Source organism: Ruegeria sp. YKSE079 (assembly GCF_059612845.1).
Genome location: NZ_JBXWRJ010000001.1, coordinates 252,663 through 267,850 on the forward strand (window position 1 = coordinate 252,663; position 15,188 = coordinate 267,850).

15 protein-coding genes are annotated in these 15,188 nt (G+C 54.6%); 9 read left to right on the forward strand and 6 right to left on the reverse strand.

Annotated features, from left to right (window positions below; all coding sequences use genetic code 11):
- Positions 1 to 5 precede the first annotated feature (5 nt).
- The 6 genes from AC2FMY_RS01225 to fliF all read right to left on the reverse strand — a co-directional run bounded on the left by AC2FMY_RS01225 (position 6) and on the right by fliF (position 4,648).
- Positions 6 to 377, reverse strand: coding sequence for a recombinase family protein (locus tag AC2FMY_RS01225; protein ID WP_496806877.1), 372 nt, complete (start codon positions 375 to 377; stop codon positions 6 to 8).
- 117 nt (positions 378 to 494) lie between these two features.
- Positions 495 to 1,118 carry a plasmid pRiA4b ORF-3 family protein gene (locus tag AC2FMY_RS01230; RefSeq protein ID WP_496745531.1) on the reverse strand — a complete coding sequence of 208 codons (624 nt, stop codon included), beginning with the start codon at positions 1,116 to 1,118 and terminating at the stop codon, positions 495 to 497.
- Between the two features lie 326 nt (positions 1,119 to 1,444).
- Entirely contained in the window at positions 1,445 to 2,185 is a 741-nt protein-coding gene (gene fliP, locus AC2FMY_RS01235; protein WP_496745478.1) for a flagellar type III secretion system pore protein FliP, read from the reverse strand.
- Positions 2,182 to 2,466 (reverse strand): FliM/FliN family flagellar motor switch protein, encoded by a 285-nt coding sequence (locus AC2FMY_RS01240; RefSeq protein ID WP_480750130.1) that lies wholly within the window; start codon positions 2,464 to 2,466, stop codon positions 2,182 to 2,184. The genes fliP and AC2FMY_RS01240 overlap by 4 nt, the downstream gene beginning before the upstream one ends.
- Positions 2,463 to 3,059 carry a FliH/SctL family protein gene (locus tag AC2FMY_RS01245; protein WP_496745476.1) on the reverse strand — a complete coding sequence of 199 codons (597 nt, stop codon included), beginning with the start codon at positions 3,057 to 3,059 and terminating at the stop codon, positions 2,463 to 2,465. The genes AC2FMY_RS01240 and AC2FMY_RS01245 overlap by 4 nt, the downstream gene beginning before the upstream one ends.
- On the reverse strand, positions 3,059 to 4,648 hold the full coding sequence (fliF, locus tag AC2FMY_RS01250; RefSeq protein ID WP_496745475.1) for a flagellar basal-body MS-ring/collar protein FliF: 1,590 nt from the start codon (positions 4,646 to 4,648) through the stop codon (positions 3,059 to 3,061). The genes AC2FMY_RS01245 and fliF overlap by 1 nt, the downstream gene beginning before the upstream one ends.
- A gap of 118 nt (positions 4,649 to 4,766) precedes the next feature.
- Here fliF and AC2FMY_RS01255 point away from each other — a divergent pair, with 118 nt between their 5' ends.
- From AC2FMY_RS01255 to AC2FMY_RS01295, 9 genes are all read left to right on the forward strand, one after another.
- Complete coding sequence (locus tag AC2FMY_RS01255) at positions 4,767 to 5,267, forward strand: flagellar basal body-associated FliL family protein (protein WP_480750133.1); 501 nt, start codon at positions 4,767 to 4,769, stop codon at positions 5,265 to 5,267.
- Positions 5,268 to 5,277: 10 nt separating this feature from the next.
- Positions 5,278 to 5,739, forward strand: coding sequence for a hypothetical protein (locus tag AC2FMY_RS01260; RefSeq protein ID WP_496745474.1), 462 nt, complete (start codon positions 5,278 to 5,280; stop codon positions 5,737 to 5,739).
- A 68-nt stretch (positions 5,740 to 5,807) separates the two neighbouring features.
- Entirely contained in the window at positions 5,808 to 6,335 is a 528-nt protein-coding gene (locus AC2FMY_RS01265) for a MotE family protein (protein ID WP_496745530.1), read from the forward strand.
- 46 nt (positions 6,336 to 6,381) lie between these two features.
- Complete coding sequence (gene motA, locus AC2FMY_RS01270; protein ID WP_496745472.1) at positions 6,382 to 7,251, forward strand: flagellar motor stator protein MotA; 870 nt, start codon at positions 6,382 to 6,384, stop codon at positions 7,249 to 7,251.
- A 335-nt stretch (positions 7,252 to 7,586) separates the two neighbouring features.
- On the forward strand, positions 7,587 to 9,425 hold the full coding sequence (locus AC2FMY_RS01275) for a hypothetical protein (protein ID WP_496806878.1): 1,839 nt from the start codon (positions 7,587 to 7,589) through the stop codon (positions 9,423 to 9,425).
- A gap of 213 nt (positions 9,426 to 9,638) precedes the next feature.
- Positions 9,639 to 11,741 carry a hydantoinase/oxoprolinase family protein gene (locus AC2FMY_RS01280; RefSeq protein ID WP_496806879.1) on the forward strand — a complete coding sequence of 701 codons (2,103 nt, stop codon included), beginning with the start codon at positions 9,639 to 9,641 and terminating at the stop codon, positions 11,739 to 11,741.
- Positions 11,738 to 13,387, forward strand: coding sequence for a hydantoinase B/oxoprolinase family protein (locus AC2FMY_RS01285; protein WP_496746294.1), 1,650 nt, complete (start codon positions 11,738 to 11,740; stop codon positions 13,385 to 13,387). Before AC2FMY_RS01280 ends, AC2FMY_RS01285 begins: the two co-directional genes overlap by 4 nt.
- A complete protein-coding gene (locus AC2FMY_RS01290; protein ID WP_496746299.1) occupies positions 13,384 to 14,451 on the forward strand; it encodes a pyridoxal phosphate-dependent aminotransferase in 1,068 nt (355 codons plus the stop codon). Before AC2FMY_RS01285 ends, AC2FMY_RS01290 begins: the two co-directional genes overlap by 4 nt.
- On the forward strand, positions 14,448 to 15,185 hold the full coding sequence (locus AC2FMY_RS01295) for a maleate cis-trans isomerase family protein (RefSeq protein ID WP_496746300.1): 738 nt from the start codon (positions 14,448 to 14,450) through the stop codon (positions 15,183 to 15,185). The genes AC2FMY_RS01290 and AC2FMY_RS01295 overlap by 4 nt, the downstream gene beginning before the upstream one ends.
- Positions 15,186 to 15,188 lie beyond the last annotated feature (3 nt).

Below are 15,188 nucleotides of genomic sequence, written 5' to 3' on the forward strand. Positions count from 1 at the left end.
TCGCGTTAGAATTGAGCAACCGCATTGATCACGCCCATGGTCAGTTTACCCGCAGAGCTCGTGAGATTGACGCCGCCAAGGGCTAGGCAGTGCACACAGATACCCAGATTTTCCAGCTTGGCAACGGTGGTGCTGACATCGATGGCATCCTGGCCAAGCCGGTCCAGCTTGGTCACAATCAGCACATCGCTCCTCTCCATCTTATCCAATAGACGGCTGAAGCCTTTGCGCCGTGTGATGGCGACAGAACCGGGCACGGTTTTTGTGGCGACACGATGCGGCTGCGCCTTGAAACCTGCCGCCTTGATCTCTTGAAGCTGATTTTCCGGGGTCTGCTCTGTGGTTGAGACTCTCGTGTAAGCAAAGGTTCTGGACATGTCCGCTCATTGTAAAGAAATGGGCGTCCAGGATCATTGGTATGTTCAATAGGTCGTCAAAATAATTTTGGGACATGCCTGAAGCGCCTGTCCGTAATCGCTCCTTTCTGAACACCCCTACCACACCTGTTGGCGCATCAGATCGCGATGATCGCCTGTCCTAAACCGCCTGTTCACCGCAACCCGTGAAAACTTGCCCTCCACCAACCGCTTGCGTGCCGCTATTTGTGCCATTGCAGCTTCCGCATCATCAGACAAGAAATTCGAAACCTGCCTGCCGGGAGCATCTGCCGAAACAACGTCTTCGAGAAAGCCACTCATGATGTCCATGTCCCTCCAGGCATCGTAGTTCTTCGTTTCATCCCGGCGCTCAATATATCCATGCGGCCCGCCGCAATCCTCGGGCGGGCAAACGCCGGAACCGCCAATGCAGGTCGGATTGAACTTTTTTGGGGGTGGGTTAATTGCCCCAACGCGGATCTCGTGTTCCAAGTGATCGCCAATATCGTAGGTGTACGAAAAAAATTCTACCCGCAAACCAAACTCCTGCAATGGCACAGCAGGGTCTGTTGCGTGCAATTCAAACGAGCCGTATCGTACCGCAAGGATATCGAAGGGAAAGAGATGAATGCCCTCCCTGCCCATCGCCACCTGCGGAATGCCATGTAGCTCGCGCAGGGTCGTCGACGTCGCCACCAGCACTCGCCGCCAGATCATTGGGCTGATCCCCAAAAGGCGAATTTTTAACTAGTAGATTTGCGGTGCGGCGGACATCAAAAAACCTTCCCAGCATCAATACCAAAACTCAACTACCCCGCACTTTGGGGTACTCTCCTTGTAGTCGAGGAAAGCACTGCGGACCCGACTGTTTCGGATGTCGAAGCACTTTTGGTGCATTCCAACGCGCCTCCGATACCGGGTCGATGGATGGATTCGGCCTTGGGCGGATCATAGCCGCGACATTTGCCGAACAGCATAAGGGATATTACTTTCGAAGCCTGGTGCCACGGGTTACAAGCCTGCTTTCGTATTCAACCGGCACAGAAGTTACAGAAGGTTCTATGACCTCACAACGTATAGCTACGAACCAATGCTCCGGCGATCAAAGACCATCCATCAGCGATGACAAAAAACGCAAGTTTGAATGGCAGGGCCACTGTCGCCGGCGGAACCATCATCATCCCCATCGACATCAGCACTGCTGCTACCACCAGATCGATGATCAGGAACGGAAGAAAAATGAGAAAGCCGATCTGAAAAGCACGAGCGATTTCAGACAGCATGAACGCAGGAATCAGTGCCGAAACTGGTGCTTCAGGGGACAAAGCAACATCCGCATTTGCTGGCCGGAGAGTAGAGATCGCATAAAATGTTTCAGGGTCGACACGAGATGCCATGAATGTCTTGAAAGGGATCAAAGCCTTTTCAATTGCAGGCTGCACTTCCAGTTCTTCGTTCATCATGGGATGTATTCCGGTAGCCCAGGCTTCGGTGAAGACCGGTTCCATGATGAAATAGGTCAGGAATAACGCGAGGCTGACGATCAACATATTGGGTGGCGATTGTTGCAGACCGATGCCTTGCCTAAGTATGGCTAAGACAGTTATCAAAAAAGGAAAACAGGTAATCATGATTGCCAGACCGGGCGCGATGCTTAGGACTGTGATCAGCAAAATAAGCTGGATGGTTCTGGCCGACAACGACCCGCCTTCGCCCAGAGACAGCGTGACTTCTTGCGCGATCGCCAGTTGTGGCAGCAGAATAAGGCATACCGCCAGTGTCGCAAACCGGATCGCCATTCGCTTCATCCCAGACCGTTCCGGAACTCGGCAATTTCAGTCAACCTAACAGCCAACTGACCAGAGTTTTCACCATCCAGCTCCTCCAGTTGCCCACGGGCAACCAATCGGTCTCCGACATAGAGTTCCACAGGGTCCTCCACTCGTTTGTCCAGTGTCAGAACTGCGTTTTCCCCCAGATTGAGTAACTCTCGAATGGCTGGGCGTGCGCGGCCGACCGAGACGGTAATTTCGATGGGAACTGAATCAAACGGGGTCTGGGCATCTGTGGTTTTGCTGTCTTCGATCATTTTTTTGAAAACTCTTTTGCCTGGTGAAGAAAGGCGGTGAGGGCGTCGTCTATCGATGCCATGAGTGAATTGAAATCCAGTTCCCGTTCGGAGGTGCCGATGGATAATTGTGCTTGCCCAGGCAGAAGTCTGGCGTCTTCGATCACCTCTACAGGCATTTGGAATTCGTGATCCAAAAGCGATGAGAGGCTGTAGCTGACGCCTTCGGGCACGACAACTTGAACAGGTTGAGCGATTTCTGCGCGCGCTATGTCTCGAAGCTGATCTGCGATATGATGAACGAGCCCCTTATCAATGGTTTGTGGAAGAACCAATGTCATCAGAGTTTGGAACATCGGTTCCAGTGACACGGTCATCTGAGTGAGAGCTTCTTGATAAGTAAAGGACAAGTCTTCGAGTGAATGAATCAGCTCGGCATTCAATTGAGCTTTGTCGTCTGACTGCGCCTTGATCGCATCTTCCCAGCCTGCGCTATAGCCACGTTCAAAAGCTTCCAGCCGCTGTTCCTCCAAGGCTTCGTCGGGCAGAACGTGCAACTCCGTTCCGATTATTTGGTGAGAGTCGAAATGCTCCAGTAGATGCGCGATGGACATCAGGCGTTTTCCTCATTCTCTTCTAACCAACTGCGCAGGATTTCGACTGTTTCTTCTTGTTTGTTTCCGATCATCGCACGCAGGCGCTCTACGGCGTCCGCAGGATTTTGGCCGGCGATGGCGGGAACTTGCCTTGCGTCGGCATTTTGGCCTGCGAGAGCCGCGACAGGATAGTTGCCGTCCTCAATCTCGCCGGTCAGCAACCGACTATCCGCATCCGATTGCGGTGGCGTCAATAAAGCTGCCGATGAGGCTTGTTTTCTAAAAATGGGTCGTACGACGAACAGACCAAGAAATAAGATGACTAGAACCAATGTCGCTAATTGAATCAGAGACATGATGTCGAAACTCACCTGATGCCAGAAGGAAGGCGCTGCAAGTGTCCCGGTCGGTTCAACGGCGGGCATATCCAATGATTTCAGTGTGATTACATCACCCCTTTCAGCATCAAATCCGACGGCCGAAGCAACAAGCTCCTTAAGCGCGTCAAGTTCTGCTTCGGGCAGCGGCTCGAAAGTCACAGCGCCGGATGTGTCGACAGATCTGGTTCCATTGACTAGAACGGCGACAGTCAGGCGTTTGACGGCACCTGGAACGCGCAGAATTTCGAGTTCGGTTTCCGATACCTCGTAGTTCACCCGCTCTCGTGTCTGGCTGGCTGTCGAGTTCGATTGGTCCCCTTCTGCAGCATCTCCGTCCGGAAGGTTCGAAGCGACCGTCACCTCCGAAGATTGGTTGCGCGAAGTGTCAGAACGCTCCTCAACATCGGTACTGATGGCGACCTTTCCATTCGGGTCGAACCGGCGCTCGCGGATGGACTCGGTTTGTGTCACCGCGTCTACACTAACCTCGACCACTGCATTGCCACTGCCAACACGCGCTTCGACCAGCCTCAGTATTTTTTCACGGAGTTGTCGCGCACGATCGTCCGAGGCGACAGTTGGTGAAGCGTCCTCCTGGGTTCCTATGATTGTGCCGTTGGCGTCAATTACGGTGACATTGTCCACCGAAAGCCCGCTGACGGCAGACGATACGAGGAATTTGATCGCCTTTGCTTGCTCTGTCGAAATCTGGGTTCCTGCGGGCAGCACAGATACCGAGGCGGTCGGTTTGATCTCGCGCTGGAAAGGGTTTGCGATCCCGTTTGCGATATGCACACGCGACTGTCTGATATGAGGGCTTGCGATGATTGTACGGGCCAGTTCTCCCTCTTTCGCGCGCCAATAGGCTGCGTCGAACATCTGTGATGTCGTGCCGAAACCAGTTAGCGAATCAAGCAATTCGTACCCTTTACCACCGTTGGTAGGTAGACCATCGCTGGCCAGGGTCATTCGCAATTCGTCGCGTTGTGCGTTGGGGACATAAATCGAACCACCGCGGATCTCATAAGGTATGTTTCGCTGATCCAGCGCGCGAACAACTTCGCCGGCTGCGCCTGTTTCTAACCCAGCGTAGAGCAGAGCCATCGGCGGTGTGGCTGCGATTCGTGCAATCGCTACGATGCCCAAAAAAATGCCCAAAACGGCTGCAATGACCGCAATTTGCTTTCTTTTGTCTAAACCTGTCCAGACAGTTTTTACCGGCTGCACACTCACCTCCGTTCCGCCGACTTTCTGTTCAGCGCAGCATCTGTTTGGACGATTGACCTTAACAATCGGTTAGTCCCTCACCGGTTAAGAGTCTGGTACGCAGACCGAGAGGACCGTCATGAGCGATGTGACCGCAAAACAGCGTGATACAACAAAACCAAAGGGAAAGTTGGGCCTCGTTTTGGCCGGTAGTCTCGCGTTGACAGGTGCGGCAACGGGCTACTTCATCACGTCATCCGGGTTGTTGAATAGTAGCGGGATTACGGCAAAAGGGGTTGAGAACGCGGGCGATGCCGGTACGGAACTCTCGGCTATACCGGAGATCGGATACATTGATCTACACCCAATTGTCATCTCGGTCGAGACGGGAGGAGATACCAGGCACCTTCGGTTTCATGCCCAGTTGGAGGTAGACGAGGCCTATCTGGCAGATGTGGAAAAACTCCGCCCGCGTATCCTTGACCTGCTCAACGGTTATCTGCGAGCTATCGAGCTTTCTGATCTTCAAAACCCGCTGGCCTTGACGCGGCTGCGTGGACACATGCTGCGCCGGATTAATATCGTCGTGGGTGATGGACGTGTCCGGGACGTGCTGATCATGGAACTCGTTTTGACTTAGGAGACCGAATTTGGAACTTATTGCGGATATCTTGATGGTCGCCGGTGCTCTGGGTGCCGGTTTGTACTGTTTCATTCTGGCCCGGCGCCTTAAACGTTTCAACGATCTGGAAAAGGGCGTTGGAGGTGCGGTTGCTGTCTTGTCATCTCAGGTAGACGAGTTGAATAAATCACTGGTTTCCGCGCGATCAGTTTCGGATCAGTCGAACTCAACGCTCCAAGATCTTACCGGTCGCGCCGAGGCAGTGGCGCAAAGATTGGAATTAATCATGGCGTCGATGCACGATATAGCTCCTGACGCCAAGGCCCCGGAACCTCGAGACGATAGGCGCGAACTCACGCCATCAGTTATTCCCGAGGGTGATAAGCAAGACGGTCGGAATGAGGTGCCGATCACTCACGAAGTTGGACCGTCGCCGGTCGGGCTAATGTTTCTTCGTCATGGGCGTACGATGGGCGGAACGGCACCATGAGATCGGTAGTGCCGCACAACGAATCCACTAACGGTCGAGGGGGCGCTCTTCTTCTGATTTCTGTGCTGATGATAGGCTCGGCCATCATTCGATTTGCAATGGAAGCTGGGCCTGCTCTCGCTAGGGAAATATCTGAGCAGACGGAAACCCCCGAATTGTCCGTAAACTCGGAGAATGAGACAGGCGACGAGGAGTTACGTCTGCTTCTTCGGGAATTCTCGAGACGTGAAACTGAACTTGAGAGGCGAGAGCGCACCTATCAGGATCGGATGAAAGCGCTCGAGATTGCAGATAAGGCAATTGAAAAGCGGCTTGAAGCACTGATCGAGGCAGAAGAAAAACTAAAGCAAACACTAGCTTTTGCGGAATCTGCATCCGAAAACGATCTGACCCGGCTTACGAGTGTCTATGAAAACATGAAGCCGAAAGAGGCCGCTGCGCTTTTCGAAGAGATGGACCCAACTTTTGCTGCCGGTTTTTTGGCACGAATGGCCCCAGAAAACGCTGCAGGGGTGATGGCCGGCCTCAGCCCTCAAGCTGCCTATACTATCAGTGTCGTTTTAGCCGGGAGAAACGCGGCTGTGCCAAAAGAATAACAGGCAGGTCGACGATGTTGTCAAGCGTTTTCAAGGGAGTATGGACGTGATTGGAATCATCGGAATTGCCGTGATTTTTGCGATGGTTTTTGGTGGCTACCTAGCTGCCGGTGGGAAAATGGCCATCATACTGAAATCGTTGCCATTTGAAATAATGATGATCGGAGGCGCCGCGGTCGGGGCATTCCTGATCGGCAACGACATGAGCGCAGTCAAGTACACGGTCAGGGATATCGGAAAGGTCTTCAAGGGACCGAAGTGGAAGCCGCAGGACTATAGCGATCTTTTGTGCTTGCTGTTTTCGCTTATCCGAATTGCCCGCAGCAACCCGGTCGAATTGGAGCAACATATCGAGGACCCTGAAAACTCAAGTTTATTTTCGAGCTATCCCAAAATACAGGCCGACCGCGAAGCCGTGGAGTTGATCTGCGACACACTACGGTCGGCGTCGATGAATTACGATGATCCGCACCAAGTAGAAGAAGTGCTGGAGAAACGGATGGAAGCCAGCTTTCATCATGCCATGCATTCCAGTCATGCGTTGCAAACTGTGGCAGATGGATTGCCCGCTTTGGGTATCGTTGCAGCGGTGCTTGGCGTGATCAAGACGATGGGATCAATCGACCAACCACCAGAAATTCTGGGAAAACTCATAGGTGGCGCATTGGTTGGCACTTTTCTGGGTGTGTTCTTGGCCTATGGGCTGGTCGGGCCTTTTGCAGGAAAACTGAAGGCCGTCGTCGAAGAAGACAACCATTTCTACCAGTTGATCAAAGAGGTGCTCGTTGCAAATCTGCACAATCATACCGCCGCCATGTGCATTGAAGTTGGTCGTCAGAATACGCCGACCCACAACCGGCCCGGGTTTTCCGACCTGGAAGAGGCGCTCAAGGAACTCAAAAAGACGGCGGCATGATGAGAGGACTGTTGTGTTTCGTAGCGTTGGTTTTGCTTTCCTCTGCGGCGTTTTCTGAACCCGTCACCGTGAAATCAGGTGAACACGGTGCATATACTAGATTGGTGGCTACAGTGCCCGCGGGAACGGAGTGGAGACTGGACCAGCAGGGGCATGTGGCAAGATTAACTGTTGAACTTGACACTGTGACTTTTGATCTGAGCGGGGTTTTCAAACGCATTTCCCGCACACGCCTGACTGAACTGAAACAGGAAAAACCGGGCAAGCCGTTGGAATTGGAATTAGGATGCAAATGTGTCGTGAATTCTTTTCTACATGCCGAAACAATGATCGTGATGGACATCGCGCCGGGAGATGCCGATAGACAAACCACCTCCGTTCTACCGCAAAAGCCGTCTGTATTGGCCGTTGCAAGCATGTTTGGTGAAGAGGAACTCCTTGGAAACACCGTACCACCGTTGTCTTTTCCGCTACTCAAAAAAGAAGCGATTCAGCTGAGATCCGGATCGGAAACAGCCGTGGCATCCAGGCTGATACGAGCGGCCGACCAGCAGGTTCTCGACCTTAATCTTGCCGACATAGGCCCGCGCAACACCATCGCCGCGGCTATCGGACAAGGCTTGTTGGTGGATTCTACTCTGTCCAATATATCGATCTCCACAGCGTTGGATCTCGAGTTGGACGCGATATCAACGGAGCAACGCTCGATAGCGCAACACCAGAACTGCGTTGACGACATTGAGTTCGGATTTGAACAATGGAGCGATGGGGCGCCATATGCCGATCAAATTGCGAATTCACGGTCGCGCCTCTATTCAGAGTTTGACCGGGTAAACTCGGAGCAAGCGCTGCAGCTTGCCCGCATCTACGCTTATTTTGGCTTTGGGGCCGAAGCCGAGCAGGTATTGCAGCTGGCCAGTACCGAAATTTCAGATCACCGGTTTGTCACCGCAGTGGCTTTTTTGACTGAGGGCAAATCGCTGGAACCGCCACATCCATTTACTAACCAACAAGGGTGCGACACAGGAGTAGCGTTGTGGGGGTTACTGGCCGATGGATTCCTGGCAAGTGATGCCAGACTTCCCGCAATTGAATTGGCATTTGCCCGATTGCCGCATCACTTGCGCAACCTCTTCGCGGATGACGTGGCCAGAATTTTCGCCGAAGCAGGCAAGGTTGAAGCGGCTCGGCGCGTCCTGACGTTGATTGAAGGACAGGGATTGTCAGGCGGCGCGGAACTGAACTTGGCCAAGGGCGAGATGGCGCGTGTGGAGAGGGATCTCCATAAGGAGGAAGCTTTCTTGTCAGCTGCCGCTACAACGGAGCGCCAGGTTGATGTCGCTCCGGTCGCACTGATCAAACTAATTCAGAAACGGTGGGCTGAACGTAGCGCCGCGACCGAGCAGGATGTCGAGTTGGCGGCCTCCTTTGCACTGCAATACCGCCAGTCTGAACTTGGTCAGAAACTGGCGTTGACGCATATTCTGGCGTTGGCTTTGAACAATCAGTTTGACCAATCATTTGCCAAGTTGCCAAATATCGTTGGGGGAAAGGGTGAATCTGAAGACGTGCGAACGCTTGATCAAGTTGTGACCTTGCTGGTCGAACGCGCCGAAGACTTGACTTTTTTGCGCCACGTACTGAGGTTGTCCACCGATCAGATCGGCGTGTTGTCCAGTCAAACGGTCTCCGATATTGCCGAACGGCTGACAGACATGGGATTTGCCCACGCGGCCGTCCCTTTTGCCAAGTATCTCGGGCAAGGGCGAGAACCTTCGAAACACTCGACTACACTGGCGCGAGTATCCCAGGGAATTGGACAGCCGCACAGATCGTTGTTGGAGTTGGACGGTGAAGAAGGTGAAGCTGCAGACTGGTTGCGGGTTCGTGCCTATTCGGACGTCGGAGATGCCGATCGGGCGGTTGAAATCCTGAGGCGACTTGGCGATACCGAAGCGATGGCACGCCTGCTTTGGCTGTCCGAGGATTGGACACAGGCACAAGATTTGGACGCAGAGAAATACTCCAGACTGGCGGAAATGGCCGCAAAACTGGGGAGTGCGGAACCGTCTTCTGATGAACCACCATTGGCGAGTGCAAGAACTATGTTGAAGGCGAGTCAACAAGAACGCGCGGACATCGCTGATATGCTGAATGCTCTGGAAAAAAACTAGTCTATTGAGTGTCCGACTCGCCGCAAATGCAAGTCGCTAACTGAACAACCTGTCGCCTTTGGAACAGAAAGTGCGCTGACCCGGTGCAACCGTTTTACCATGACCGGGATCATTCCAAAGCCAATTCACCGTCGGGCGACAGGTACGGATCTTGTCGCGATATGAGCGAATGAAACCTTCGCTTTTCTTGATACGCGACAGACGGAATACACAATGACGGGAAAATCTGTGCTGCGGCTGGCCGTGGACATTGGTGGAACCTTCACCGATACGGTGCTGGTTCAGGGGACCGATCACATCCTTGCCTCGGCTAAAACGCTGACAACCCATACCAACCCAGCCCAAGGAGCGATGCAGGGTGTGCAGCGGGTTTTAACCTTGGCTGGGCGTCAGCCGGTAGAGGTGAAAGGGTTCATTCATGGAACCACTTTGGCGACAAACGCCCTGATTGAAAAACGGGGTGCACGGGTTGTAACGGTAACCACCCAAGGGTTTCGCGATATTCTGGAAATCGCCTATGAACGGCGGTACGCACAATATGACATCAACCTTGAAAAACCTGATCTTCTGGTTCCGCGCGAACGCGCCTTGACGATACAGGAGCGCACGTCTGCAGATGGTGGCGTTCTGGTTCCGCTCAAGGCGCATGCGATCGACGCATTGGCTGAGCAAATTGAAGCATCAGGTGCCCAGGCGGTGGCAATCTGTCTTTTGCACTCCTATGCCAATCCAAGTCATGAACGAAGGTTGCGCGATGCTTTGCAACAAAAGCTCCCGCACTTGGCGGTGTCGCTGTCAAGTGATGTCAGCCCAGAGGCGCGAGAGTTTGATCGGCTCTGCACGACGGTTGCCAACGCGTTTATCCTGCCACTAATGCGGACGTACCTGGACGAGTTCGCCAAGAGTTTTGCCTCAGAAGGGATTGTTTGCCCGATATTGATGATGACAGCTGGCGGTGGCATGTGCTCGCTCGACAGCGCCAGAAGGTTTCCAATCCGCCTGGTGGAATCCGGTCCCGCGGGGGGCGCAATTCTCGCAGCCCGAATTGCGGCGCAAGCCGGGTTGGACCGGGTCGTATCGTTCGACATGGGAGGCACCACCGCGAAACTTTGTTTGATCGACGAGGCCCGGCCCCAGACTGCTCGTCAGTTCGAAATCGCGCGGGCGGCCCGGTTCGTCAAAGGGTCCGGAATGCCGGTCCGCATTCCCGTGATCGAGATGATCGAAATCGGAGCCGGTGGCGGTTCGATCGCGGCGGTGGATCGTTTGGGGCGAATGACGGTGGGACCCCAAAGTGCAGGGTCCGAGCCAGGCCCGGTCGCATTCGGTCGCGGCGGCAACAAACCAACCGTTACCGACAGCGATATTGTTCTGGGCTATATCCAGCCGGACAGCTTTGCCGAAGGGAAGCTGCATGTCGATAGTGACGCCGCGCGGGACGCGTTGAAGCGTCACATCGGACAAAACCTCGAGATCGATCCATTGCAGTCAGCGGACGGCGTCACTCGGATCGTGGATGACAACATGGCCAGCGCAGGACGTATGCACGCAGTTGAATCAGGAAAGGATCTGGGTGAGCGGACGATGATTGCTTTTGGAGGCAATGGCCCGTTGCATGCTACCCGAGTGGCCCGCGCTGCCGGCGTTAACCGCATCGTGATCCCCTCCAGCCCCGGCGTTGGGTCTGCTGTGGGATTTCTCTTCGCTCCGGTTGGTTTCGAAGTCATCCGCAGTCGATATTCCCTTCTAGATCAGATAGATATGCCGGCGATCAATGCGGTTTTTTCCGAAATGATTGCGGAGGCTCAAGCTGTCGTCGACCAAGGGGCGGCCGGTTCGATTACCTATACCCAGCGCAGCGCATTCATGCGCTATCATGGTCAGGGGCATGAGATCGAAATTCTGTTGCCGGATAGACCACTGGAAGACTTTGATGTCGAACCGCTTCGCACGGCATTTGAAACGGAGTACCGGCAACAGTTTTCACGCCCGGTGCCGGGGATGGAAATTGAAATCCCGAACTGGTCTGTTCGCGTAGCGACACCCAATCTTCCGGCTCCGCGAATACCCAAACTCAAAAAGACGAAAAATATTTCCTCATCGGATAGAAGACCAATCTATTGCGACGTCGGAGGTGGTATTGTCCAAGCCGGAGTATTTTCTCGAACTGTACTAAAGCCGGGCGACCTGATCATCGGTCCCGCCCTTGTCACCGAGCCGCAGACGACAACGCTCGTTTCGGCTGACTTTGTCGCTCAGGTTGATGCCATAGGCAATCTGGTTCTGACCCGGAAAGAAAAAGGAGCGGCCCATTGACCGACCTTTCCCCCACCCGCCTGCAGGTTATGTGGAACCGTCTTTTGGCGGTTGTCGAAGAGCAGGGTCAGACGTTGATACGGGCTGCGTTTTCACCCATCGTGCGGGAATGTGGTGACATTTCTGCCGGAATATTCGACGTTCAGGGTCGCATGCTGGCCCAGGCCGTCACCGGAACACCGGGCCATATCAACACAATGGCCGAAGCAGTAATGCATCTGCGAGAGCGATTCCCGGTTCAAAACATGAAACCGGGCGATATTTACATGACCAACGATCCCTGGTTGGCCTCGGGACACTTGAACGACTTTCTGCTGATGATGCCCGCCTTTCACAAAGGGCGGGTTGTTGGCTTTACCTCCTGCACGTCACATCTGGTCGATCTGGGCGGTCTGGGGATGGGACCGGAAGGGTCCGATATCTATGATGAAGGCCTGCTAATCCCTCCGTGCAAGCTGGTCGACCAAGGCGAACTAAACGCCTTGTTGATGGACATCGTCCGCGCCAACTCGCGGGAACCCATCGCCAATGAGGGTGATATTTATGCCCTCATCGCTTGCTGCGAAGCGGGGGTGAAGCGTTTAAAGAGCATGATGGAAGAGTTCGGTCTGGACGACCTTGATGCACTGGGGCAGCACATCATCGATACGTCCCGCCGCGGTACGCTGGAGGCCATCGCTGAGGTTCCGTCTGGCGTCTATCGCAACATGCTGCGCATGGACGGATATGAGAAAGAGCTGGAGTTACACGCAACGCTCACCGTATCCGAGACTGGCATGCATGTAGATTTTGCGGGCACGTCGGGCTGTTCGAAAAAAGGGATTAATGTTCCGCTCAATTATGCCACGGCTTATACGGTTTTTGCGCTAAGATGCATCGTGGGTCCCGACATTCCTAACAATGCCGGTTCACTGGAGCCCTTCACCGTCGATGGCCCTCCGGGGTGTATCCTGAATGCGCAGCGTCCGGTGCCCGTGGCCATGCGCCATACTTTGGGACAGGTGACGCCCGATCTGGTTCTGGGTTGCCTCCATCAGGCACTGCCCGACAAGGTTCCGGCCGAAGGTGCATCGTGCATGTTCGACCTGCCCATGCGACACGCGCCCGAAGTGGCGGCCATTGGTGGGCGTGAATTTGCCATCGAACCAGTCCACAATGGCGGCACCGGCGCCCGACCACATGCCGATGGCCTGTCTGCTACTGCCTACCCATCGGGTGTCTATGGCAGCCAAGTGGAGATCACTGAAAGCGTGGCTCCGGTAACGATTTGGAAGCGCGAACTGCGACCGGATTCCGGCGGACCAGGAAAGTACCGCGGCGGTCTGGGTCAAAGGATCGAATTGACCTCGGCCAATAATGCGCCTTTTGTCGTATTTCTGTCTGTCGAGCGTTTGAAATTCCCGGCGTTGGGGCGTGAGGGCGGTTTGCCCGGTGCGCCTGGTCGAATTCGAATCGACGGACGCACGGAAGACATTTCCGGTAAGGGTGAGTTGCGCGTTGAATCCGGCGAGCGCCTGATTTTTGAAACTCCAGGCGGCGGCGGCTTCGGGCCGCCGTCGCAGCGTGACCCGAATGCACTGGCATTGGATAAGGTACGGGGGCTAGTGACCGTCGAAGGCGCAAAACATTATGGAGATGGGTTATGATTTCTCCGATGCCGCACATCGCCACAATGGCGCCATACGCCTTGGCCGATCTGGGCAAGCCGGGCACCGTGTCAATGGCACAGAACGAAAGTTCATTTCCGGTCAGCCCTGCTGCACTTGCTGCGGGACAGAGGGCGCTCTCGAACAGTCTCCTCTATCCCGATCCCGATTGGACGGAACTGCGCTCGGCAATCGCCGAAACGCATGATTTGGACCCGCAGCGCATATTGTGCGGCGCCGGCTCGATGGAACTTATTGGATGTCTGGTCCACGCTTACGTTGGACCCGGGCAAGGGCTGCTGAGCACTCAGTACGGTTATGCTTTTGTCAGGACAGCGGCCGGGCAAGCCAATGCTGAGCAAATCTTGGCTCGGGAGGTCGCGATGACTGTTTCTGTCGACGAAATCCTCGCCTCCTGTCGCCCCGGTATTAGCGTCGTTTTTTTGTGCAATCCGGGGAACCCGACCGGCACCCTGATCCCGAACGCCGAAATTCTGCGGCTGCGCCGCGCGTTGCCGCAGGATGTCTTGCTGATTGTTGATCAGGCCTATGCGGAGTTCTGCGATGTCGGGCAGCCACCTTCAGAGATTTTTGCCTTGATCGACCTCGGCAATACCGTGATCCTTCGTACATTTTCCAAGGCTTACGGTTTGGCCGGAGCACGGGTGGGGTGGGGTTACTTTCCCTCTGAAGTTGCCGAACAGGTTCGAAAGCTGTTGAATCCCAATAATGTTTCGATCGTGTCCCAAGCTATGGCCGCTGCTGCAATGCGTGACCAAGCCCAATTGTGTGAAGTCGTTTCAAACACTGCCGCGCTGCGCGACGGGTTTGCCGCGGATATGCGTGGGTTAGGGCTGAACGTGCCTCAATCCCACACCAACTTCGTCTTGCTGCAATTTGATAGCGTGGATGCTGCGAGCCGTGCGGATGCCGCTTTGCAGGACGGTGGCCTGCTGATGCGCGGCATGGGGGGTTACGGCTTGCCGAATTGTCTTCGGGCAACAATCTGCGCGCCTGAAATCATGAACCGGGTTCGAAGCGTTCTGAAAGAAGTTTTGTCATGACTGATCCCCGCACATTGGCCAAGATCGGTGTTCTGGTCCCTTTCACCAACACCAATCTGGAACCCGATCTGGAACTTATGCGTCCAGCGGGTGTCACACTGCATTTCCAGCGCCTCGGCGGCTATGACGTTGACGAGATCCCGGGAGTCGAACAGATGGCGGGGCTGGGAGCCTCGGATATCGAGCACGACCTGAGAATGATCTCGGGGGTGCGGCCTCAGGTGGTTCTGTATGGCTGCACCTCGGCTACACTGACACATGGACCGGCGTTCGATGAAGATCTGGCGGAACGGATCAAGGAAGGTTCAGGCGCAGCCTCGATGACTGCAGCCGGTTCTCTGATAGCAGCGTTGAAGGCCTTAAGTGTCAAGAAGGTTGGTTTCTCTTCGCCCTATGTCGGAGCGATTAACGATCAGGCAGTAGATTTTCTTGTGCAAAACGGAATTGAAACTGTGGCCCGCGCTGATATCGGGCGCGAGCTGGGTAACTATGGTCAAGGTGAGTTGGCACCGGACGAGGTTTTTGATCTTGCCTGCCGGGCCGACCACCCCAAGGCACAAGCAATCGTGCTGAGTTGCACTGACATGCGCTCTGTTGAGGCCATCGAGCGGATCGAAGCTGCCCTGGGCAAGCCAGTCGTAACCTCGAATCAGGCGCTGATGTTCTGCCTGATGCAGCATCTGAACCTGGCGCGACATGAACAGTTGCCGGGTCGCCTGTTCGACAGATTATGATCG